This window comes from Pseudomonas sp. MLB6B, from assembly GCF_054508135.1.
In genome coordinates, this window is sequence record NZ_CP199313.1 from 2,422,047 (window position 1) to 2,442,254 (window position 20,208).

General features: G+C 64.5%; 22 protein-coding genes. 14 read left to right on the forward strand and 8 right to left on the reverse strand.

Translation table 11 applies throughout. From position 1 onward, the window contains the following. The first annotated feature begins 27 nt into the window (after positions 1–27). From ccmA to ACSMEV_RS10755, 10 genes are read left to right on the forward strand one after another with little or no spacing between them, the layout of a single operon-like run. Positions 28–660, forward strand: a complete 633-nt coding sequence (gene ccmA, locus ACSMEV_RS10710; RefSeq protein ID WP_459205146.1) for a cytochrome c biogenesis heme-transporting ATPase CcmA — start codon at positions 28–30, stop codon at positions 658–660. Then, complete coding sequence (ccmB, locus tag ACSMEV_RS10715) at positions 657–1,325, forward strand: heme exporter protein CcmB (RefSeq protein WP_459205147.1); 669 nt, start codon at positions 657–659, stop codon at positions 1,323–1,325. The genes ccmA and ccmB overlap by 4 nt, the downstream gene beginning before the upstream one ends. A 46-nt stretch (positions 1,326–1,371) precedes the next feature. Further along, positions 1,372–2,139, forward strand: coding sequence for a heme ABC transporter permease (locus tag ACSMEV_RS10720; protein ID WP_459205148.1), 768 nt, complete (start codon positions 1,372–1,374; stop codon positions 2,137–2,139). Further along, positions 2,136–2,312 (forward strand): heme exporter protein CcmD, encoded by a 177-nt coding sequence (gene ccmD, locus ACSMEV_RS10725; RefSeq protein ID WP_459205149.1) that lies wholly within the window; start codon positions 2,136–2,138, stop codon positions 2,310–2,312. Before ACSMEV_RS10720 ends, ccmD begins: the two co-directional genes overlap by 4 nt. After that, positions 2,309–2,764: a cytochrome c maturation protein CcmE gene (ccmE, locus tag ACSMEV_RS10730; protein ID WP_459205150.1), complete on the forward strand. Its 456-nt coding sequence runs from the start codon at positions 2,309–2,311 to the stop codon at positions 2,762–2,764. The genes ccmD and ccmE overlap by 4 nt, the downstream gene beginning before the upstream one ends. 11 nt (positions 2,765–2,775) lie before the next feature. Further along, positions 2,776–4,749: a heme lyase CcmF/NrfE family subunit gene (locus tag ACSMEV_RS10735; protein ID WP_459208326.1), complete on the forward strand. Its 1,974-nt coding sequence runs from the start codon at positions 2,776–2,778 to the stop codon at positions 4,747–4,749. Next, entirely contained in the window at positions 4,746–5,282 is a 537-nt protein-coding gene (locus tag ACSMEV_RS10740) for a DsbE family thiol:disulfide interchange protein (protein ID WP_459205151.1), read from the forward strand. Before ACSMEV_RS10735 ends, ACSMEV_RS10740 begins: the two co-directional genes overlap by 4 nt. Beyond that, positions 5,279–5,755 (forward strand): cytochrome c-type biogenesis protein, encoded by a 477-nt coding sequence (locus tag ACSMEV_RS10745; protein WP_459205152.1) that lies wholly within the window; start codon positions 5,279–5,281, stop codon positions 5,753–5,755. The genes ACSMEV_RS10740 and ACSMEV_RS10745 overlap by 4 nt, the downstream gene beginning before the upstream one ends. Next, on the forward strand, positions 5,748–6,932 hold the full coding sequence (gene ccmI / locus ACSMEV_RS10750) for a c-type cytochrome biogenesis protein CcmI (RefSeq protein WP_459205153.1): 1,185 nt from the start codon (positions 5,748–5,750) through the stop codon (positions 6,930–6,932). The genes ACSMEV_RS10745 and ccmI overlap by 8 nt, the downstream gene beginning before the upstream one ends. Before the next feature lie 11 nt (positions 6,933–6,943). Continuing rightward, positions 6,944–7,363, forward strand: coding sequence for a hypothetical protein (locus ACSMEV_RS10755; protein WP_459205154.1), 420 nt, complete (start codon positions 6,944–6,946; stop codon positions 7,361–7,363). 238 nt (positions 7,364–7,601) lie between these two features. Here ACSMEV_RS10755 and dacB read toward each other — a convergent pair whose 3' ends face one another. Next, the gene (dacB, locus tag ACSMEV_RS10760; protein ID WP_459205155.1) at positions 7,602–9,065 is read right to left on the reverse strand and encodes a D-alanyl-D-alanine carboxypeptidase/D-alanyl-D-alanine endopeptidase; all 1,464 of its coding nucleotides are present in this window, start codon (positions 9,063–9,065) and stop codon (positions 7,602–7,604) included. Between the two features lie 184 nt (positions 9,066–9,249). On the opposite strand from dacB, the gene ACSMEV_RS10765 reads away from it, so the two are divergent. Further along, the gene (locus ACSMEV_RS10765; RefSeq protein WP_296264224.1) at positions 9,250–9,594 is read left to right on the forward strand and encodes a YggL family protein; all 345 of its coding nucleotides are present in this window, start codon (positions 9,250–9,252) and stop codon (positions 9,592–9,594) included. Between the two features lie 39 nt (positions 9,595–9,633). On the opposite strand, the gene ACSMEV_RS10770 is transcribed toward ACSMEV_RS10765, so the two are convergent. The 6 genes from ACSMEV_RS10770 to ACSMEV_RS10795 form a co-directional block, all read right to left on the reverse strand. Beyond that, positions 9,634–13,248 (reverse strand): transporter substrate-binding domain-containing protein, encoded by a 3,615-nt coding sequence (locus ACSMEV_RS10770; protein WP_459205156.1) that lies wholly within the window; start codon positions 13,246–13,248, stop codon positions 9,634–9,636. Positions 13,249–13,257: 9 nt separating this feature from the next. Further along, positions 13,258–13,878: a response regulator gene (locus ACSMEV_RS10775; RefSeq protein ID WP_413046784.1), complete on the reverse strand. Its 621-nt coding sequence runs from the start codon at positions 13,876–13,878 to the stop codon at positions 13,258–13,260. A gap of 286 nt (positions 13,879–14,164) precedes the next feature. Then, positions 14,165–15,496 (reverse strand): deoxyguanosinetriphosphate triphosphohydrolase, encoded by a 1,332-nt coding sequence (locus ACSMEV_RS10780; protein WP_296264219.1) that lies wholly within the window; start codon positions 15,494–15,496, stop codon positions 14,165–14,167. A 212-nt stretch (positions 15,497–15,708) separates the two neighbouring features. Continuing rightward, positions 15,709–16,035, reverse strand: coding sequence for a hypothetical protein (locus ACSMEV_RS10785; RefSeq protein ID WP_296264217.1), 327 nt, complete (start codon positions 16,033–16,035; stop codon positions 15,709–15,711). Next, positions 16,032–16,406: a phage holin family protein gene (locus ACSMEV_RS10790; RefSeq protein WP_296264213.1), complete on the reverse strand. Its 375-nt coding sequence runs from the start codon at positions 16,404–16,406 to the stop codon at positions 16,032–16,034. Before ACSMEV_RS10790 ends, ACSMEV_RS10785 begins: the two co-directional genes overlap by 4 nt. Positions 16,407–16,416: 10 nt before the next feature. After that, on the reverse strand, positions 16,417–16,731 hold the full coding sequence (locus ACSMEV_RS10795) for an ElaB/YgaM/YqjD family protein (protein ID WP_296264211.1): 315 nt from the start codon (positions 16,729–16,731) through the stop codon (positions 16,417–16,419). A 290-nt stretch (positions 16,732–17,021) separates the two neighbouring features. Here ACSMEV_RS10795 and ACSMEV_RS10800 point away from each other — a divergent pair, with 290 nt between their 5' ends. Genes ACSMEV_RS10800 through ACSMEV_RS10810 form a run of 3 tightly spaced genes read left to right on the forward strand, consistent with a single transcriptional unit; the run spans position 17,022 to position 18,566 of the window. Then, on the forward strand, positions 17,022–17,270 hold the full coding sequence (locus tag ACSMEV_RS10800; RefSeq protein WP_459205157.1) for a glutaredoxin family protein: 249 nt from the start codon (positions 17,022–17,024) through the stop codon (positions 17,268–17,270). 53 nt (positions 17,271–17,323) lie between these two features. Further along, positions 17,324–17,632: a transcriptional regulator gene (locus tag ACSMEV_RS10805; protein ID WP_459205158.1), complete on the forward strand. Its 309-nt coding sequence runs from the start codon at positions 17,324–17,326 to the stop codon at positions 17,630–17,632. 49 nt (positions 17,633–17,681) lie between these two features. Further along, complete coding sequence (locus ACSMEV_RS10810) at positions 17,682–18,566, forward strand: pseudouridine synthase (RefSeq protein ID WP_459205159.1); 885 nt, start codon at positions 17,682–17,684, stop codon at positions 18,564–18,566. 40 nt (positions 18,567–18,606) lie between these two features. On the opposite strand, the gene ACSMEV_RS10815 is transcribed toward ACSMEV_RS10810, so the two are convergent. Next, positions 18,607–20,172 (reverse strand): methyl-accepting chemotaxis protein, encoded by a 1,566-nt coding sequence (locus ACSMEV_RS10815; RefSeq protein ID WP_459205160.1) that lies wholly within the window; start codon positions 20,170–20,172, stop codon positions 18,607–18,609. Positions 20,173–20,208: the final 36 nt, after the last annotated feature.

The window sequence follows — 20,208 nt, forward strand, 5'->3', positions numbered from 1 at the left end:
GATGACACCACAGCATAAGGCGGTACCGTGACCTTCCACCTCCAGGCCATCGGCCTTGCCTGCGAACGCGACGGGCGCCTGCTTTTCGAGCGCTTGGACCTCGACCTGCGCGCGGGCGACCTGCTGCAGGTCAGCGGCCCCAACGGCAGTGGCAAGACCAGCCTGCTGCGCTTGCTCGCTGGGCTGATGCAGCCGAGTGCCGGGCAGTTGCTGGTCGAGGGTGCGCCGCTCGCTGACCGGCGTCGCGCGCAGCAGGCGGGGCTGCTGTGGATCGGCCACAGTGCCGGCATCAAGGACAGGCTCACCGCCCAGGAGAACCTGACCTGGCTGTGCGCCCTGCACCAGCCTGCCGATGCCGCGGCCATCGACCGGGCGCTCACCGCCGTCGGCCTGCGCGGGTTCGAAGACGTGCCGTGCCATACGCTGTCCGCCGGGCAACAGCGCCGTGTCGCCCTGGCTCGGCTGCACCTGCCGGGGCCGGCCTTGTGGATTCTCGACGAACCCTTCACCGCGCTCGACAAGCACGGCGTGGACCAGCTCGAGCGGCACTTGGCCGCCCATTGCAAGACGGGCGGCACCGTGGTGCTCACCACCCACCACGAACTGCGCGAGCGCCCGCCTGGCTATCGCGAGTTGCACCTGGGGCAGGGCGTAGCATGAGCGTGTTCATCTTATTGCTGCGCCGCGAAGCGCGTCTGCTATGCCGCCGCCCGGCCGAACTGGCCAACCCGCTGGTGTTCTTCGCCATCGTGGTGGCCATGTTTCCGCTGGCCGTGGGCCCCGAATCGAAACAGTTGCAGACGCTGTCGCCGGGTCTGATCTGGGTCGCGGCGCTCTTGGCGGTACTGCTGTCGCTCGACGGCCTGTTCCGCAGCGATTTCGAAGACGGCTCGCTGGAGCAATGGGTACTGTCGCCGCATCCACTACCGATGCTGGTGCTGGCCAAGGTTCTAGCGCACTGGACCTTTTCCGGGCTGGCGCTGGTATTGTTGGCGCCGCTGCTGGCCCTGATGCTCGGCCTGCCCAGCGCCTGCTTGCCGGTGCTGCTGGCGTCCCTGCTGCTGGGCACACCCGTGTTGAGCCTGCTGGGCGCGGTGGGCGCAGCGTTGACGGTAGGGCTCAAGCGCGGCGGCCTGTTGCTGGCTCTGCTGATCCTGCCGCTGTACATACCGGTATTGATCCTGGGCAGTGGCGCGCTGCAAGCGGCGCTGCACACTATGCCCGCCACTGGCCAGCTGCTGTGGCTGGCGAGTCTGGCGGCCCTGACAGTGACCCTGGCCCCCTTTGCGATTGCCGCCGGGCTGAAGATCAGCGTCGGCGAATAACGAGCACCGGGCACGGAAAGCCCGGCACACATTTGGATGCACCCTGATGAAAATGAGCTGGACGTGGTTCCACAAACTCGGATCGCCCAAATGGTTCTATGCCATCAGCGGCCGTCTGCTGCCCTGGCTGGCCATCGCCGCGGCGCTGCTGCTGGGCATCGGTATGGTCTGGGGCCTGGCCTTTGCGCCCGAGGACTACCAGCAGGGCAACAGTTTCCGCATCATCTACATCCATGTGCCGGCAGCCATGCTGGCGCAGTCCTGCTACGTCATGCTGGCGGTCGCCGGCGCCGTGGGGCTGGTCTGGAAGATGAAGCTGGCCGACGTCGCGCTGCAATGCGCCGCACCCATCGGCGCTTGGATGACCGCTCTGGCGCTGGTCACCGGGGCGATCTGGGGCAAGCCGACCTGGGGCAGCTGGTGGGTGTGGGATGCCCGCCTGACGTCGATGCTGATCCTGCTGTTTCTGTACTTCGGCCTCATCGCGCTGGGCCAGGCGATCGGCAATCGTGACAGCGCCGCCAAGGCCTGCGCAGTGCTGGCCATCGTTGGCGTGGTGAACATTCCGATCATCAAGTATTCGGTCGAGTGGTGGAACACCTTGCACCAGGGCGCCACCTTCACCCTCACGGAAAAGCCGGCGATGCCCATGGAGATGTGGCTGCCGCTGCTGTTCACCGCGCTGGGCTTCTACTGCCTGTTCGGCGCGTTGCTGCTGCTGCGCATGCGCCTGGAAGTGCTCAAGCGCGAAGCGCGGGCCAGTTGGGTCAGGGACGAAGTCTGCAGAGCCCTGGGTCGGGAGGCGCACCGATGAGTTTCGCTTCGTTCCCTGAGTTCATCGCCATGGGCCACCATGGCCTGTATGTGTGGTCGGCCTACGGCTTCTGCCTGCTGGTACTGGCCATCAACGTCGTCGCGCCCTGGCGCGCCCGGCGGCGTTACCTGCAAGAAGAGGCGCGTCGTCTGCGCCGGGAGAGCACGTCGTGAATCCGCAGCGCAAGAAACGTCTTTTCATCATCCTTGCCTTGGTGGCCGGCGTGGCCCTGGCCGTGGGTTTCGCCCTGAGTGCCCTGCAGCAGAACATCAACCTGTTCTACACCCCAACCCAGATCGCCAACGGCGAAGCACCGCGCGATACCCGCATCCGCGCCGGCGGCATGGTCGAGCAGGGCTCGGTGCAGCGCTCCGGTGACTCGCTCGACGTGCGCTTCGTGGTCACCGATTTCAACAAGTCGGTGCCCATCACCTACCGCGGCATTCTTCCCGACCTGTTCCGCGAAGGACAGGGCATCGTCGCTCTCGGCAAGCTCGACGCCAACGGCGTGGTGGTGGCCGACGAAGTGCTGGCCAAGCACGACGAGAAGTACATGCCGCCGGAAGTGACCAAAGCGCTCAAGGAAAACGGCCAAGCCGGCACCGACCCGCAGGCTCGCCCATGAACGCGGCCCTGTTGATACCCGAGCTGGGCCAGTTGGCGATGATCCTGGCGATCTGCTTCGCCGCGGTGCAGGCCAGCGTACCGCTGGTCGGCGCCTGGCGCGGCGACCGCCTGTGGATGGGCCTGGCGCGTCCGGCCGCCTGGGGGCAGTTCGCCTTCCTGGTGCTGGCCTTCGCCTGCCTGACCCACGCCTTCATGACCGACAACTTCTCGGTCGCCTACGTCGCCAGCAACTCCAACACCGCCTTGCCCTGGTACTACAAGTTCAGTGCCGTATGGGGCGCCCACGAAGGCTCGCTGCTGCTCTGGGCTTTGATCCTGGGCGGCTGGACTTTCGCCGTGTCGGTCTGCTCACGGCACCTGCCGCAGGTCATGCTGGCGCGGGTGCTGGCGGTGATGGGCATGATCAGCGTGGGCTTCCTGAGCTTTCTGATCGTCACCTCCAACCCCTTCCAGCGCTTGTTGCCGCAAGTGCCAAGCAATGGCCGTGACCTGAACCCGTTGTTGCAGGACATCGGCCTGATCGTCCATCCGCCGATGCTGTACATGGGCTATGTCGGTTTTTCGGTGGCCTTCGCCTTCGCCATCGCTGCGCTGCTCGGCGGGCGGCTGGACGCGGCCTGGGCGCGCTGGTCGCGGCCCTGGACGCTGGTGGCCTGGGCGTTCCTGGGCGTGGGCATCACCCTGGGTTCGTGGTGGGCCTATTACGAACTGGGCTGGGGCGGTTGGTGGTTCTGGGACCCGGTGGAAAACGCTTCCTTCATGCCCTGGCTGGTGGGCACGGCGCTGCTGCATTCGCTGGCGGTGACGGAAAAGCGTGGCGTGTTCAAGAGCTGGACCGTGCTGTTGGCCATCGCCGCCTTCTCGCTAAGCCTGCTGGGGACGTTCCTGGTCCGTTCCGGGGTGCTGACTTCGGTACACGCTTTCGCCGCCGATCCGGCGCGCGGGGTGTTCATCCTGATCTTCCTGCTGCTCGTGGTGGGCAGTTCGCTGGCCTTGTTCGCTTGGCGCGCGCCGGTGGTCAAGAGCCAGGTGGGCTTTGCCCTGTGGTCGCGCGAAACGCTGCTGCTGGCCAACAATCTGGTGCTGGTGGTGGCCGCTTCGATGATTCTGCTCGGCACCCTGTATCCGCTGATCCTCGATGCCCTGACCGGCGCCAAGCTGTCGGTCGGCCCGCCGTATTTCGATGCCCTGTTCCTGCCGCTGATGGCGCTGCTGATGCTGGTGCTCGGCGTCGGCGTGCTGGTGCGCTGGAAAGACACCCCCGGCCGCTGGCTGGCGAGCATGCTCACGCCGGTGCTGGTCGGCACGGTGGTGGCCGCGCCGCTGGCGGGGTGGCTGGTGGAGGATTTCGACTGGCCGGTGCTGGCGACCTTCGCCCTGGCTGCCTGGGTGGTGCTGGCCGGGCTACGCGACGTGTTCGACAAGACCCGCCATCGCGGTCTGTTCAAAGGCCTGGGCGGCTTGGGGCGCAGCTACTGGGGCATGCAGCTCGCCCATCTGGGTCTGGTGGTGTGCGCCTTGGGCGTGGTGTTGTCGAGCCACAACAGCGCCGAGCGCGACCTGCGCATGGCGCCGGGCGAGAGCATCGAACTGGGTGGTTACCGCTTCCTGTTCGAAGGTGCGCGACATTTCGAAGGGCCCAACTTCATCTCCGACAAGGGGACCGTGCGTGTGTCCCGTGAGGGGCGCGAGGTGTCGGTGCTGCACCCGGAAAAACGCCTGTACACCGTGCAGCGCTCGATGATGACCGAAGCCGGCATCGACGCAGGCTTTACCCGCGACCTGTACGTGGCCCTGGGCGAGCCTTTGGAAAACGGTGCCTGGGCCGTGCGCGTGCACATCAAGCCCTACGTGCGCTGGATCTGGCTGGGTGGCCTGTTGACCGGGCTCGGCGGTGTGCTGGCGGCGCTGGACCGACGTTACCGATTGAAAGTCAAAGCGCGGGTGCGCGACGTGTTGGGTGTGGCGGGAGCGAACGCATGAAACGCTGGATGATGCTGTTGCCTCTGGCGGCTTTTCTGCTGCTGGCGGTGTTTCTCTATAAAGGGCTGTTCTTGAAGCCCGACGAATTGCCTTCGGCGATGATCGGCAAGGCGTTTCCGGCCTTCTCGCTCAAGGCGGTGCAGGGCGGGCGCACCTTGACCGAGGCCGACGTGCGGGGGCGTCCGGCGCTGGTCAACGTCTGGGGCACCTGGTGCCCGTCGTGCAAGGTCGAACATCCCTACCTGAATCAGTTGGCCGAGCAGGGCGTGGTCATCCATGGCATCAACTACAAGGACGACAACGCCGCAGCGCAGAAATGGCTGGCCGAGTTCCACAACCCGTACCAGCTCGACATCGACGATGCCCAAGGCACCCTGGGCCTGGACCTTGGCGTGTACGGCGCGCCGGAGACCTTCCTGATCGATGCCCAGGGCATCATCCGCTACAAGCATGTGGGGGTGGTGGACGCCAGTGTCTGGCGCGAGCAGCTTGCCCCGCGCTACCAGCAACTGCTGGACGGGACCACGCCATGAAGCGCCGCATGAGCGCATTGGTGCTTGGTGTGGTGCTGAGCGCCGGCGCCCAGGCCGCCATCGACACTTATCAGTTCCGCGATCAGGCCGAACGCGAGCGCTATCAGCAGCTCACCAAGGAACTGCGTTGCCCGAAATGCCAGAACCAGGACATCGCCGATTCCAATGCGCCAATCGCCGCCGACCTGCGCCGGGAGATCTTCCGCATGCTGGGCGAGGGCCTGAGCAACCGGCAGATCGTCGATTTCATGGTCGATCGCTATGGCGATTTCGTGCGCTACAAGCCGGCCCTGAATGCCCGCACCTGGTTGCTGTGGTTCGGCCCTGGCGTATTGCTGGTGGGCGGCTTGGGTGTATTGGCATTGATCGTGCGACGCCGCCGTGTCAGCGACCAAGGCGCTGCCGCCGACCTTTCCCCCAGCGAGCACGCGCGGCTGGCCACACTGTTGAAACAAGACCCTTCCCATGACTGAACTCTGGTTTGCTGCCGGGTTGCTGCTGCTGGCGGCGCTCGGTTTTCTGCTGATTCCGATTCTGCGCGGCCACCGCCAGCAACGGGAACAGGACCGCACCGCGCTCAATGTCGCGCTCTACCAGGAACGCGTCGCCGAGCTGGCCGGCCAGGCCGAGGCGGGATTGCTCGACGCCGAGCAGTTGCAGCGCGGCCGCGCCGAGGCCGCCCGCGAACTGCTGGCCGACACCGAGTCGGCGGAGCCGGGCGGGCATCGCAAGCTCGGTGTCGCCTTGCCGGTGGCGCTGGCAATAGCGTTGCCGCTGGCGGCCATGGGGCTGTACCTGCATTTCGGCGCCGTCGAGCAGATCCGCCTGACCCAGGAGTTCGCCCAGCCGCCCGCGTCCCTGGCCGAGATGACCTCGCGCCTGGAACGCGCGGTCGAGGCGCAACCCGACTCGGCCGAGAGTCTGTACTTCCTCGGTCGTGCCTACATGGCCGAGCAGCGTCCAGCCGAGGCGGCCGCCGTGTACGCCCGTGCCGTGGCACTGGCCGGGCGCCAGCCAGACGTGCTCGGCCAGTGGGCGCAGGCGTTGTACTTCGCCAACGACAAACACTGGACGGCGCAGATTCAGGCGCTCACCGCCGAGGCCTTGCAGGGCGATCCCCACGAAGTGACCAGCCTGGGTCTGCTGGGCATCGCCGCGTTCGAAGGTGAGCGTTACCAGGAAGCGATCGGTTACTGGCAGCGTCTTCTGGCGCAACTGCCGGCCGAAGACAGCTCGCGCACGGCGCTGCAAGGCGGCATCGACCGCGCGGCCGAAAAATTGCGCGCCGCAGGCGGGGCGCCGGCCACGCAAGCGCGTTTGAAGGTCCGTGTGGAATTGGCCGCAGCGCTCAAGGACAAGGTACGTGGCGACGACACGGTGTTCGTCTTCGCCCGAGCGGCCAGTGGTCCTGGCGCACCTTTGGCGGCCAAGCGCCTGACCGTGGCGCAGTTGCCCACTGAGGTGGAATTGTCCGATGCCGATGCCATGCTGGCGTCGATGAAACTGTCCGGGGCCGGCCAAGTCAAACTGGTTGCCCGCATTTCCCGTAGCGGGCAGCCCATGCAGGGCGAATGGATCGGGCAGAGCGCGCCGTTGGCGAGCGACACCCAGGCCACCACGCACCTGATCATCGACAGCCCCGATTCGTGAGACATCGCACCATGCACAGTATCGCCCGCCTGACCGTCATCGCCCTGGCCCTGGGGCTCGGCGCCTGTACGGTCCATCGCCCGGTCGAGCGCCCGACGCCGCCCATCGAAACCGCACCACCGCCCAAAGGCCCCGTGGTCCAGCCGCTGCCAGGTGCCAAGCCCGGCGCGCCCAAGCCAGGCCAACCCGCGGCGCCCAAGCCAATGCCGCGCACATCCGCCAGCTTCGCGCCGCCACCAGGTGGCGCCAGTCACTGGGACCCGAAAATGGGCGTGTACGTGTTGGAGAAGCAACCCAATACCTTCTATCGCCAGCGCACTTACTACCGTTGGAACAACGGCTGGAGCTGGTCGGTGAACCCTGAAGGACCATGGCAGGATATCGACAGCAGCGGTGTGCCGGGCGGCCTGGGCAAAGCCTTCGCGCAGTGAGCCGTTGCGGCTAAAGCCGCTCCCACGCAATTCCTGTGTGAGCGGCCGGTTCGGCGCTCCAATCAGTCGCGATGGCCGGTGCAGCTGGCCCAACTGCTACGATCGGTTCCCCTCGGGAGTTCAGCGATGGCTTAAACAGGGCGGCCGTGCCGCCCATCGCGGCTAAAGCCGCTCCCACACAAAACCCGTGGGGCGGCCGGTTCGGCGCTCCGATGAGTCGCGATGGGCGGCGCAGCGATCAGGGCGCCAAGGTCGCGGTAGTGTTGGCCAGTTTGGGTTGCTGGTACACGTCGAGCAGGATCTGGTCGAGGATCGACGCCGCGCCCCAGGGTTTCGGGTCGTTGAGGATGGCCGAGACCGCCCAGGTCTTGCCATTGCTGTCGCGGGTGAAGCCGGCGATGGCGCGCACGGTGTTGAGGGTGCCGGTCTTGATGTGGCCCTCGCCGCGCAAGGCAGTTGTCTTCAAGCGCTTGCGCATGGTGCCGTCCATCCCCACCAACGGCATTGAACTCATGAACTCGGCCGCGTATGGGCTTTTCCAGGCTGCTTGCAGCAACATGGCCATCTCTCGGGTGCTGACCCGCTCGGCACGCGACAGGCCCGACCCGTTTTCCATTACCAAGTGTGGCGAGGTGATGCCTTTCTTGGCCATCCACTGACGGATCACCCGTTGTGCGGCGCGGGCATCGTCGCCGTCGGCGTCGGTGCGGAAACGTGCGCCGATGCTCAGGAACAACTGCTGGGCCATGGTGTTGTTGCTGTACTTGTTGATGTCGCGAATCACTTCTGCCAAATCGGGCGAGAAGGCGCGCGCCAGCAGGCGTGCGTTCTTGGGCACGGTCTCGACGCGGTCGCGGCCCTGAATGCTGCCGCCCAGCTCGTTCCAGATGGCGCGCACGGCGCCCGCAGCGTAGGTGGGGTGGTCGAGCAACGACAGGTACGTCTGCGAGTTGCAGCCATCGCCCAGTTGGCCGCTGACCACCACGCTCATGCCGTCTGGCCCCGATACTGGGTTGTAGCGCACATCGCCGCTGCACTGCTTGGACGCCACGGCCTTGACCTGATTGTCGATGCGGATGCTGGCGATCGGCGGCTCGACCGCGACGGTGACCTTGCCGCCATCGTTGCGCGCCACGAAGCGCAACGCTTTGAGGTTGACCAGCAGGGAATCGGGCTTGACCAGGAAAGGCTTGTTGACGTCGCCGCCGTCGTCGTCGAACGCCGGCAGGTTGGGTTGCACGAAATGGCTACGGTCCAGTACCAGGTCGCCGGTGATGGTGCGCACACCGTTGGCGCGCAGGTCGCGCATCAGCAGCCAGAGCTTTTCCATGTTCAATTTCGGGTCGCCGCCACCCTTGAGGTAAAGGTTGCCGTTGAGCACACCGTTGCTCAGCGTGCCATCGGTGTAGAACTCGGTCTTCCACTGATAGGTCGGGCCCAGCAGCTCCAGCGCGGCGTAGGTGGTGACCAGCTTCATGGTCGAAGCAGGGTTGACCGACACGTCGGCGTTGAACACGGTCGGGGTGCCTTGTCCGTCGAGCGGCAGCAGCACCAGGGAGAGGGCGGAGTCCTGCAGTTTGTTGGTGGCCAAGGCTTTCTGCACCTTGGGCGACAGCGTGGTGTTGACCGGTGCGGCATGGCTGGGAAGGGCCAGGGGTAGGAGCAGGCCGGCGAGCAATAGAGGGCGGAGCGTTTTGATCATGGGAGAGAAGATCCTGCGCAGAAAAGGTGAAAGCAGGGGGGCTGTATAAGATGAAGGCCCCGCGAAACAGCGGTTCGCATTATGCCCCAAGCGTAGGCGACATGAAGCAGATTTGAGACAAAAGCGGTCTTGGCGCATGGAAGCTGGTACAGTGCCGCGCGTTACTACTCAAGAGGATTGTTTCATGGCCACTAACCGTTCCCGTCGTCTGCGCAAAAAACTGTGCGTGGATGAATTCCAGGAGTTGGGTTTCGAACTGAACCTGGGCTTCAAGGAAGACCTGTCCGAAGAGGCCATCGACGCTTTCCTCGATGCCTTCCTGACCCAGGCGATGGATGCCAATGGTCTGGACTATGTCGGTGGCGATGACTTCGGTCTGGTCTGCCTGGCCGAGCGTGGCTCGGTCAGCGAAGAACAGCGCGCCGCTGTCGAAGCCTGGCTCAAAGGCCGCAGCGAACTGACCAAGGTCGAGGTCAGCCCGCTGCTCGATGCATGGTATCCGGAAAAGCCGATCAATTCGGCGTCCTGATCCTCGTAGAACGGCCACCTCGCGGTGGCCGTTTTCGTTTCAACCCTGCGCCCCGTCGGACAACTCCTTGTCCAACGCCTTCTCCACCCGCCGCATGTGTCGCGCCAGGCACTGGCGCTTGCGCCTCAACAGGTCGGGCCCATCGCACACTTGTACCGCTTCGCAAGCGGCCATCAATGACTGCGCTTCGAGCATGCGCGCGGCGCTGAGGATCTTGTGTGCCTGGTCGGCCAACGCTTGCGGCGCATGCGCCGGGTCGATCTGCATGAGTAGGTGCAGGTCCTGTTGCAGGCTGAGCCGCAAGGTGTCCAGCAGGCGCCTGCGGTCGGCCGCGCTGTCGCCCACCACACTGCTCAGGCCTTCCAGATCGAACGGCATGGCACGGGGTTGCGGCGAGGTTTCCGTGTATCGAATGCTGGACAAACGTTGGCGCAGCGTAGACAGGGAGATGGGCTTGAGCAGGCAGTCGTCCATACCGGCCTCCAGACAATGTTGGCGTGCTTCGGGTTGGGCGTTGGCGGTGTAGCCGATGATGGTGCAGGGCGTACGGCTGTGCAACTGCTCTTCGGCCCGCACGATCCGCGCCAGTTGGTAGCCGTTCATGTGCGGCATGTTGCAGTCCAGGATCAGCACGTCGAACTGACCGTCACGCCATTTGCGCAGCGCTTCGCGACCGTCGCAGGCGCGTTGGTGGCGCAGACCCAGCACGCTCAGCTGTTTCGCCATGAGCATCAGGTTGGCGGGGTGGTCGTCGATGACCAGGACTTGCAGGCGCTGATCCAGCGGCGGGCAGCGCTCCTCGCATACCGCTGGGGCCGGTGCGGGGGCGGTCAATTGCAACGGCATCTGCAGCCGCACCCGGGTGCCTACGCCATGCAAGCTTTCCAAGGTCAGGCTGCCGCCCATCATCTGGCACAGGTTGCGACTGATGACCAGGCCCAGACCCGTGCCATTGCGCGCCTGCCGGCTGTCCGGGTTGACCTGGCCGAACGGGCTGAACAAGCGCGCCAGGTCGTCTTCGCTGATGCCGATGCCAGTGTCCTGGACTTCGAGGTCCAGCGTGGCCGCGTCGGCGACGCGCTCGCGCAGGGCCACGCTAATGCGGACCTGGCCTTGCTCGGTGAATTTGATGGCATTGCTCACCAGGTTGGACAGCACCTGCTTGAACCGTAGCGGGTCGAGGCGGGCATGACAGGCGGCGTCGGGGGCGATGTCCACGCGCAATGTCAGGCCCTTTTCCCGAGCCAGACCGTCGAATACCCGGCCCACCGATTCAACCAGGTCGATGGGGTTGACCACTTCGGGCTTGAGCGACAGATGGCCCGACTCGATGCGCACCACGTCGAGGATGTCGCCGATCAATCCGAGCAAGTCCTTGGCCGACTGATGCGCCACTTCGATGGCGGGGCGGTCCAATTCGCCCTCGTCAGCGCGGCGCAGGGCCAGTTCGAGCATGCCGATCACGGCATTCATCGGGGTGCGGATTTCATGGCTGATGGTGGCCAGGAAAGTGCTCTTGGCGCGGTTGGCGTCGTCGGCCTGCTGCTTGGCCAGGCGCAGGTCCAGCACCAGCTTGCGGCGATCGCTGATGTCGATCCAGCCACCGATGATGCCTTGCACCTCGCCCAGCGAGTCGCGGTAGGGCAGCATCCAGTGGTACAGGGTCAGTTCTTCTTCGTGGACTCGCATGGAGCGGTCGAGGATCAGCGGCGTGCCCTGTTGCATGACCGTCTGGTAATCGGCCTCGATCTGTCGCGAATAGGGGCAGTCTTTCATCGCGCTGTCTTCAAGGCGCTTGCCCAGCACGGCCTCGGTGGTGGTGTCGAGCGCCTGCAGGTAGCTGGCGTTGCAGCTTTGCAGGCGGCCCTCGCGGTCGCGCACGTACATGGGATGTGGGGTACCGTTGAGCAGCGCGCCCATGAACTCCAACTGGTCGTTGAGCGCCCGCTCGGCTATCTGCCGCTGTTTGATCTGGCGTCTTAGCCGGGCGTTCCAGAGTAGCGCCAGCATCAGCAAGGCGGCCGTGGCGGCGATGACCAGCAGAATGATGCGGCGATACATGGGCCAGCGTGCGTCATCGAACAGGCTGTAGCTGCGCCAGCGACTGTGGATGACGCCCAACTCTTCGGGGGTGATGCTCAGCAGTGCCTTGTCGAGAATCGACGCCAACTCACTGGCGCCTGGCGCCGTGGCCATCGCGAAGCTGGCCGGTTCGCTGCCGACGGTGGAGCGGATGACCAGCTTGTCGTTGCCTGTCAGGGCGTGGTTGGCATCGATCAGCGTGGTGACAATGGCGTCGACCGCACCGCTGTGCAGCAATGCGACCGAATGCGCCGGGCTTTTGCTCGGCACCAGAACGATCTGCGGATAGCGGCTGGCGAGGCTCTTGGCGATGCTGCCGTGGTTGGACAGGGCCACGCGTCTGCCGCGCAATTGCGCGAGCGTGGTCCACGGCTCGGCATCCTTGCGCGTGACCAGAACGTGTGACGTTTCCAGATAAGGTCGGCTGATGCTCAGGCCCGTACCCTCGTCTTCGTCCGTGGCGAAGGTGGCGATGATGTCGGTCTGGCCTTTGTGCAGCTCATTGACCATGTCGCCGAGGTCGCCGCCGCGTTGCACCTTGAATCGCAAACCGGTGCGCAGGCGGATCAGTTCCAGCAGGTCCGCCGTGATTCCCCGCAGGCGCCCGTTGTTGTCGAGAAACGACAGCGGCGCTGCGTTCTCGTTGACCGATACGCGCATCTCGGGGTGGTCGCGCAACCATTGCGCCTCGCGCTTGGACAATTGCAGCTTGCGGTCGGTGAGCAGGTTGTCGTAGCCCGCGCTCCAGCGTCTGGAGATCTCGCCGCGAGTGGCTTGCGGCACGTGCTCCAGAATCGCGTTGACCAGCTCCAGCAGTTGGGTGTCGCTCTGCCGCATGGCGAAACTGAAACCGACCATCTCGTGCTTGCCGAAGTTGGCCATGCGCAGATGCGGCAGGTGACCCTGATTGATCTGGTAGTGCGTCGAAATGACGTCGCCGATGAACACGTCGGCCTGCTCGAAGGCGACGGCGTTGAGCGCCTCGGTGGTGGACTCGTACATTTGCACCTGGGCACCGGGGTAGGCCGCTTTGATCTCCGAAGCGGGCAGGTAATGATAGAGCGCGCTCAGGCGCATGCCTTCGAGGTCCATGTCCAATGGCCGGGTTTCGTCCTCGCGGGTGACCAGTACCGTCTGATCGATGGCATAGGGCCTGGACAGCACCAGCCCGGCAGCGTCCGCTTCGTAGCGGTTGGCACTGCCGAGCAGATCGATCTGGCCGCGCTTGAGCGCTTCTATCGCGGCCTGACGCGTGGGCAGGCGAAGAATTTCCACCGGCAACCCCAGGGCGCTGCTGATGAGGCCGATGTAGTCGGCGGTCAGGCCCTGGTATTCGCGTCCGCCCAGCGTGATGTCGAATGGCGGGTTGTCGGGCGCGGTGGTGCCTACTATCAATCGCTGGCGGCTGCCGATCCACTGGCGTTGGCGTGGAGTCAGGGGCAGGTCGGTGGCCTGGGTGCTGGCACGGCTCAATAACAGGTAGCTATGCGCCGTGGGAGCGGCTTCCCTGGCGTAGCTGGCGAGCGCGGTGAGAACGAGTACTAGGAGCATACCGGCAACGAACTTGCTCATGCCCAACCCTTAGACCAACGCGTTACGCTTGGCGATGTCGATCAACTCGACGAGGGTTTCGACCTGCAGCTTTTGCATCAGGCGTTTTTTGTAGGTGCTGACGGTCTTGTTACTCAGAAACATGCCACGCGCGATGTCCTTGTTACTGCGGCCTTGAGCGAATAACTGCAATACCATCAACTCTCGATCGTTGATCAAACGGAAGCGTTCCAAGTCGCTGTTCTCTTCGGGGGCGGTCTGGTTGAGCGCCTGGTTGGGGAAGTAGTTGTAACCGGAAAGTACCGCTTTGATCGCGCTCAATAGTTCGCCCAAGTCTTCCTGCTTGCAGACGTAACCCGAGGCACCGGACTGCATGCAGCGCAACGCGAACAAGGCAGGCGACTGCGCCGTGAGCACCAGCACCTTGAGCGGCAGGCCCATGCTTTGCAGGCGTGAGAGCACTTCGAGACCGTCGAGCTTGGGGATGCTGATGTCGAGGATGACCAGATCGGGTTTGGCCTCACGGATCATTTGCATGGCGTCCACGCCATTGTCCGATTCGCCGACGATCTTGTAGTTCTGGTTTTCCAGCAACATGCGAACGGCCAAACGAATGACTGGATGATCGTCCACGATAAATACAGAGTGCATAATCGGCTTTCCGTGCAACAAGAAGAGAGGCAGCCGGCACCTTAGCCTAGTTGTTGATGGCCGCACATGGCGGTTGGGCCATTCATGCAGATATAGGAAATTACTTACAAACAACTCGAAGTGTAGCTACACGCAGATTATGAAATTGGCCGTGTCAATGGCTGGATCGTTGCTAGCCATGTTCGGATTCGGCGGATGTTTAGCGGTTTTGTTTACGGCGTAAGCCTAGTCCTAGGCTTCGTGGGAAAAGGGCTGACCGGGCATGGTCGGCCCAGGCGTCCCTGGCTCATGCCGGGCTGGAGCGCCCGGTCATCTCGCGTGCCATTTCGCTGGCGAAACTGTCGGTCATGCCGGCGATGAAATCGATCATGCGCAGGAAGGCGCTGTGCAGCGAGGTGTTGGGGTCGGGTGCGTGGTTGCCGAGCAGGTCCAGCACACGGCGGCTCTTGAAGGAAGGCGCGCGCCCACCGTGCTGTTCGAGCGCGGCAGTGCAGAACGCATTGAGCAGGATCTCCAAGGTGGTATAGGCGCCGATCTCGTGCAGGGTCTTGCGTTTGTCCTGGAAGATCTTCTTGCGGGCCATGTCCTTGGCGTGCAGCACGCAACGTTTCGCCGGCCCGTGCATGTGTTCGACCAGATCGCCGTGCAGGCCCGTACCTAGTAGAGCGTGCTGCTGTTCGACGAAGGCGTCAGCGGCCGCGTTGGTCAGGTGCTCGATGGCTTTGCCGCGCAGAATCGCCAGTTTGCGCCGCCGCGAATCGTCCGGCCCCAGTTGCCGGTAGGTGTCGGGCAGGTCGTCGCCGACCAGATCCAACAGCAACGCCTCGACTTCGGCGTATTGCAGCAGGTCCATTTCCAGACCGTCCTCCAGGTCGATCAGGGCGTAACAGATGTCGTCGGCGGCTTCCATCAGGTAGACCAGCGGATGGCGACCCCAGCGCTGCTCGTCGAGCTGCGGCAAGCCCAGCTTGCCGGCGATCTGCTGCAACAGCGGCAGCTCGCTCTGGTAGCAGCCCATCTTGTGCTTCTTGTAGCCCAGGGCGTCGGCATGGCGAGCGCTCCAGGGGTATTTCAGGTAGGTGCCCAACGTCGCGTAGGTCAGGCGCATGCCACCATCGAACTGGTGGTATTCGAGCTGGGTCAGGACCCGGAAGCCTTGGGCGTTGCCTTCGAAATTGAGGAAGTCGGCGCGCTGGTCGTCGTTCATGTCGTCCAGCCAGCCGCGCCCGGCCGCTTGCTGGAACCAGTAGCGAATGGCGTCTTCGCCCGAATGGCCGAAAGGCGGGTTGCCGATGTCGTGGGCCAGGCATGCCGACTGCACGATCATGCCCAGGTCGTTCGGCTCGCACCAGTCAGGCAGTTGCGGGCGCAGGGTCTCGCCGACGCGCATGCCCAGCGAACGGCCGACGCAGCTCACTTCCAGCGAGTGGGTAAGGCGCGTGTGGATGTGGTCGTTGCTGTAGGGCGGATGGACTTGCGTCTTGCGCCCCAGGCGCCGGAATGCGCCCGAGAAGATGACGCGGTCGTGGTCCTTGTGGAACGGGCTGCGGCCCATCTCTTGCGGGCTCGAGTGGGCCTTGCCCAGGCGTTCGCGGTTCAGCAACGTATGCCAGTCCAAGGACAGGTACTCCATCAAGTGGGCGTGTGGCCCCGAAGGGTAGGGGTGACCATGGTCGGCGGTGGCACCATGGGTCGGCAAGCACTGGAAGACCGAGACCAACGAAAAACCGGCCGGTGCGCTGTGTCGACTGATATCGATAACGCACCTGGCCGGTCTTCGAGGCCTGAATCGCACGGTCTTGCGCCAGACGCTAGCGCCTGGCTGGGCGGTCAGCGCCGACGGCTCTCCAGCACGGCCTTGACCAGCGGCACCACACTGGTACCCAAGCCCATCAGACGGCTCAATCCGCCGCCGCGTACGCCTTTGCCCGTGACGAAGCCCATGGCGACGACGGCGGCAAGGTTCCAGAACGACAGGCGACGACCGTCCAACCCGTGTTGCACGGAGCTGCCCATGTTGCGCAGGCGCCGTACCGGGTCGAACAGGTGCGAGGCTTCCAGGCGCATTTCCTGGCGGTGCATTTCCATGCGCAGGCGCAGCAACGCCTTGCGCATTTCACGCGGGTCTCGGCTGGTAGGCATTTGAGGCAGGCTCATGGCAACAGGCGCTCCCGATCCTTGGCCAGCTCTTCGAGCGTGGCGCTGAAAGGTGATGATTCGTCGAATACTGCGGCCTTGAGGCGCAGCGCGCAGAATACGGCGGCCAGCGCATAGACTGCGCACAAGCCGAGGATGCCGGCCAGGCGGTAGGTATCCCACACCAGCACCAGCAGCAGACCCGACAGTGCGGTCAGCAGCATCAGGCCGAAGACCAGCGCGAAGCCTGCGAACAGCAACAGACGCAAGCTGCGGGCTTTCTGTTCCTGCAATTCGATGCCGAGGAGCTCGACGTGACTGTGCAACAGCCCAAGCACGGCCGCGCTCAGGCGCTTACCCGTGGCGACGGTGCCGATGGCGTCCTTATCCATGAACTATTCCTCAGCGGCGGTTGGCCAACAGGCCAATCAACAAGCCTACACCGGCAGCGATGCCTACGGCATGCCAAGGTTTTTCCAGCACGTACAGCTCGACGCTGTCGCGGGCTTCCTGACTGCGCTCACGCACTGCATCCTGGGTCTGTTGCAGGCTGTCACGGGCCTGCAGCAAGCGTGTACGGACCTGCTCGCGCAGTTCGTCGGCCTGCTCGCCTGCCAGGTTGGCGGTATCTGCCAGCAGTTTTTCGGTGTCGCGCACCAGTGCCTGGAAGTCAGCCGCGAGGATGTCTTGTGCAGTCTTTGCCGAGTTGCTAGCCATGTTGGCTCTCCCTGGTAAGTGTTCGTGGCTATTTCGAGTAACCGCCGTGTCGGAAGGTTCAGTACCTGTAGCGGATGGTCGATCCCCGCTGGATGAGCGAGGGCGATTTGAGAGCGTAGCGTGGATTTGCGCGGGAGAGGTGACGATTCGCAGGCACTCACTCCAAGGTTGAAGGGGCAGGGGGTCGCGGCTTCGATCGTTCCGTGCCTCGGCTCTGGCGTGGCGCAGGTGCAAGGTGGCCTGCGCAGTTCTAGACTGGACGCTCGATCCTCTTACGACAGGAACCCTCCATGCTCCCGGAATGCCAGTTGTTCGGCACCCTTGGGTGCCATCTATGCGAAGTCGCCGAAGCCATGCTCATGCCCTTGGTGGACCATGGCCTGATGGTGGAGCTGATCGACATCGCCGACCCTCCACTCGACTACCAACGCCTGGCCCTGCGCATACCGGTGCTACGCCGCGCGGATACGGGCGCCGAGCTGGACTGGCCGTTCGATACCGAACAGGTGGTGGCTTTTCTGGCGCAGCCCGGCGATTGACGACACGGGGCCGCATTCGTATGCTGTATGGAAATACAGTGTTCAGGTGGCCCATGCTCAACGTCGAGCAACTCAAATCCAGCGTCAACCGCATGCCGGTCGAGCAGGTCAGTGCCGCGGCCTTGGCGCTGCACGTCGATGGCCTGGTGCTCGACGAGCATACGCCGTTCGGCAAGACCCACTTCAACACCTGCTTTGCCGAAGTCGAGGCCCTGTTCCAGCGCGCGGGTTACCACCGCGCTTTGGACGTGGTCGGTTACCAGGGCCTGACCTATGCGCTGTACGACCCGACGCGCTGGGAACCGGTGCAGGTGCTGCGCTGGCTCAAGGCGCGCTGCGAGCCTATCGACGAGGCTGGTTGAAGCGCGTGGCCTGGCCGATAATGCCGCGTTTGAGCCACGGGCATTTGTCATGACGTCTTCTTTCGATCCGGCCCGCGTGCAGGCCAGCACCTTCTGCCTACCGCCCGGTAACTGGGCCACCGTGCTCGATTGCCTGTGCGAGCGCTTCAAGGCCATCAGCCGTGAGCAATGGCTCGACCGGTTCGCCCGTGGCCGCGTGCTGGATGCGCAGGGCCAGCCGCTGGCAGTCGGGCAGCGCTATCGCTGCGGCTTGCGCATCCACTATTTCCGCGAAGTGCCGGACGAGAAACCTATTCCCGTACAGGAGCACATCCTGTACCAGGACGAGCACCTGGTGGTGGCCGACAAACCGCATTTCCTGCCCGTCACGCCGTCGGGCGAATACGTCGAACAGACCCTGCTGCGGCGGCTCATCCGCCGCCTCGACAATCCGCACCTGGTGCCCTTGCACCGCATCGACCGGCACACTGCCGGGCTGGTGTTGTTTTCCGCCAATCCCGAAAGCCGTGGCCTGTACCAGCGTCTGTTCCCGGAGCGGCGTATCGACAAGGGTTACCAGGCGATCGCCGCAGCCCTGCCCGAGCGCGAGTTTCCGCTGGTGCACCGCAGCCGTCTGGAACATGGCGAGCCGTTTTTCCGCATGCACGAGGTGCCCGGTGCGGCGAACAGCGAGACCCATGCCCAGGTGCTGGAGCGCAATGGGGCGTGGTGGCGCTACGGCTTGTCGCCGGTGACCGGCAAGACGCACCAGCTGCGCGTGCACATGGCAGCGCTGGGTGCGCCGATTCGGCACGATCCTTTCTATCCGCACCTGAGCGACGATCAGGACGACTATGGGAATCCGCTGAAGCTGCTGGCCCATACCTTGCGTTTCGACGATCCGCTCGGGGCCGGCGAGCGACGTTTCCAGAGCCGGATCGTGCTCGAATGGTGAGGCGTGCGCCTAGGCCCCGCTTGCGTGGGGCCAGGATCGCTTAGCGGTTGAAGCGCTCCACCAGCGAGTATTGGGTGCCTGCCGTGGTGGTCAGCTCTTCGCTGAGCAGCGCCGAGCGCTGGGCTTGGCCGGAGGTTTCGTCGGCCAGGTCGGCGATGGTGCTGATGTTGCGGCTGATCTCATCGGCCACCGCGGTCTGCTCTTCGGTGGCGGCGGCGATCTGCGTGGTCATGTCGGTGATGTTGGCCACCGCCTCGCTGATACCGACCAAGGCTTCATCGGCCTGCATGACCCGCTCGACCCCTTCCTGAGCCTGGCGATGGCCACTTTCCATGGTCTGCACGGCGTTGCTGGCGGTCTGCTGCAATTTGGCGATCAGCCCATGGATCTGCCCGGTGGACTCGGCCGTACGTTGGGCCAACTGGCGCACCTCGTCGGCCACCACGGCAAAGCCACGGCCCATTTCCCCCGCGCGCGCCGCTTCGATGGCAGCATTCAAAGCCAGCAGGTTGGTCTGGTCGGCGATGCCTTTGATCACGTCGACCACGCCGCCGATCTCGTTGCTGTCCTGAGCCAGTTGCGTGACCGTGCGCCCGGTCTCGCCCACGGCGCTCGACAGGCGCTCGATGGCTTCGCGGGTTTCGCCAGCGATGGTGCGGCCCTGGCTGGTCAGGCGATTGGCCTGCTGCGTGGCGTCGGCGGTGCGTTGCACGTGGCTGGCGACTTCCTGGGTGGTGCTGGCCATCTGGTTGACGGCGGCCGCGACCTGTTCGGTTTCCACGCGTTGACGTTCCAGCCCTGCCGAGCTCTGATGCGCCAAGGTGTCGGACTGGCGCGCCTGGTCGCTCAGGTGTTCGGCGCTGTCCTGCAGACGGGTCAGGCAGGTTTTCATGCGCGCATCCTGGCTGAGCATGGCCATTTCCAGGCGGGCCTGCACGCCGCGGCTGTCGGTATACATCTGCGCGATCAGCGGGTCGGAGGTGGTCTGCTCGGCCAGGCGCAGCAGCCGCTTGAGGCCGCGCTGCTGCCAGCTCAGGCCAAGCAGGCCGAGCGGCACGGACAGCACGGCGGCAAGGGCGAAACCTGCGCCATGGCCCAACAGCGAGCCGATGACGAAGCCGATCTGGCTGATGAGGATGAACGGCAGCCAGGCCTGCACCACCGGCACCCAGGTATCGCGGCGCGGCACGGCGGTCTTGCCCTGGTTCAGGCGCAGGTACAGCGCCTCGGCGCGCCGTACCTGCTCGGCGCTGGGCTTGATGCGCACCGACTCGTAGCCCACCACCTGGTTGTTCTCGAAGATCGGCGTGACATAGGCGTTGACCCAATAGAAGTCGCCGTTCTGGCAGCGGTTCTTGACGATGCCCATCCACGGCAGGCCTTGCTTGAGGGTCTGCCACATGTGCGCGAACACGGCGGTGGGCACGTCCGGGTGGCGCACCAGGTTATGCGGCGCGCCTACCAGCTGGTCGTGGGCGAAGCCACTGATTTCGACGAAGGCGTCGTTGCAGTAGGTGATCACGCCCTTGGCGTTGGTGGTGGAAATCAACCGCTGCTGTGCAGGGAAAGTCCGTTCTCTCTGGGTGATCGGTTGGTTGTTGCGCATGTCAGCTCATTCCGCGAGGTTTCCCCAGCTATCGGC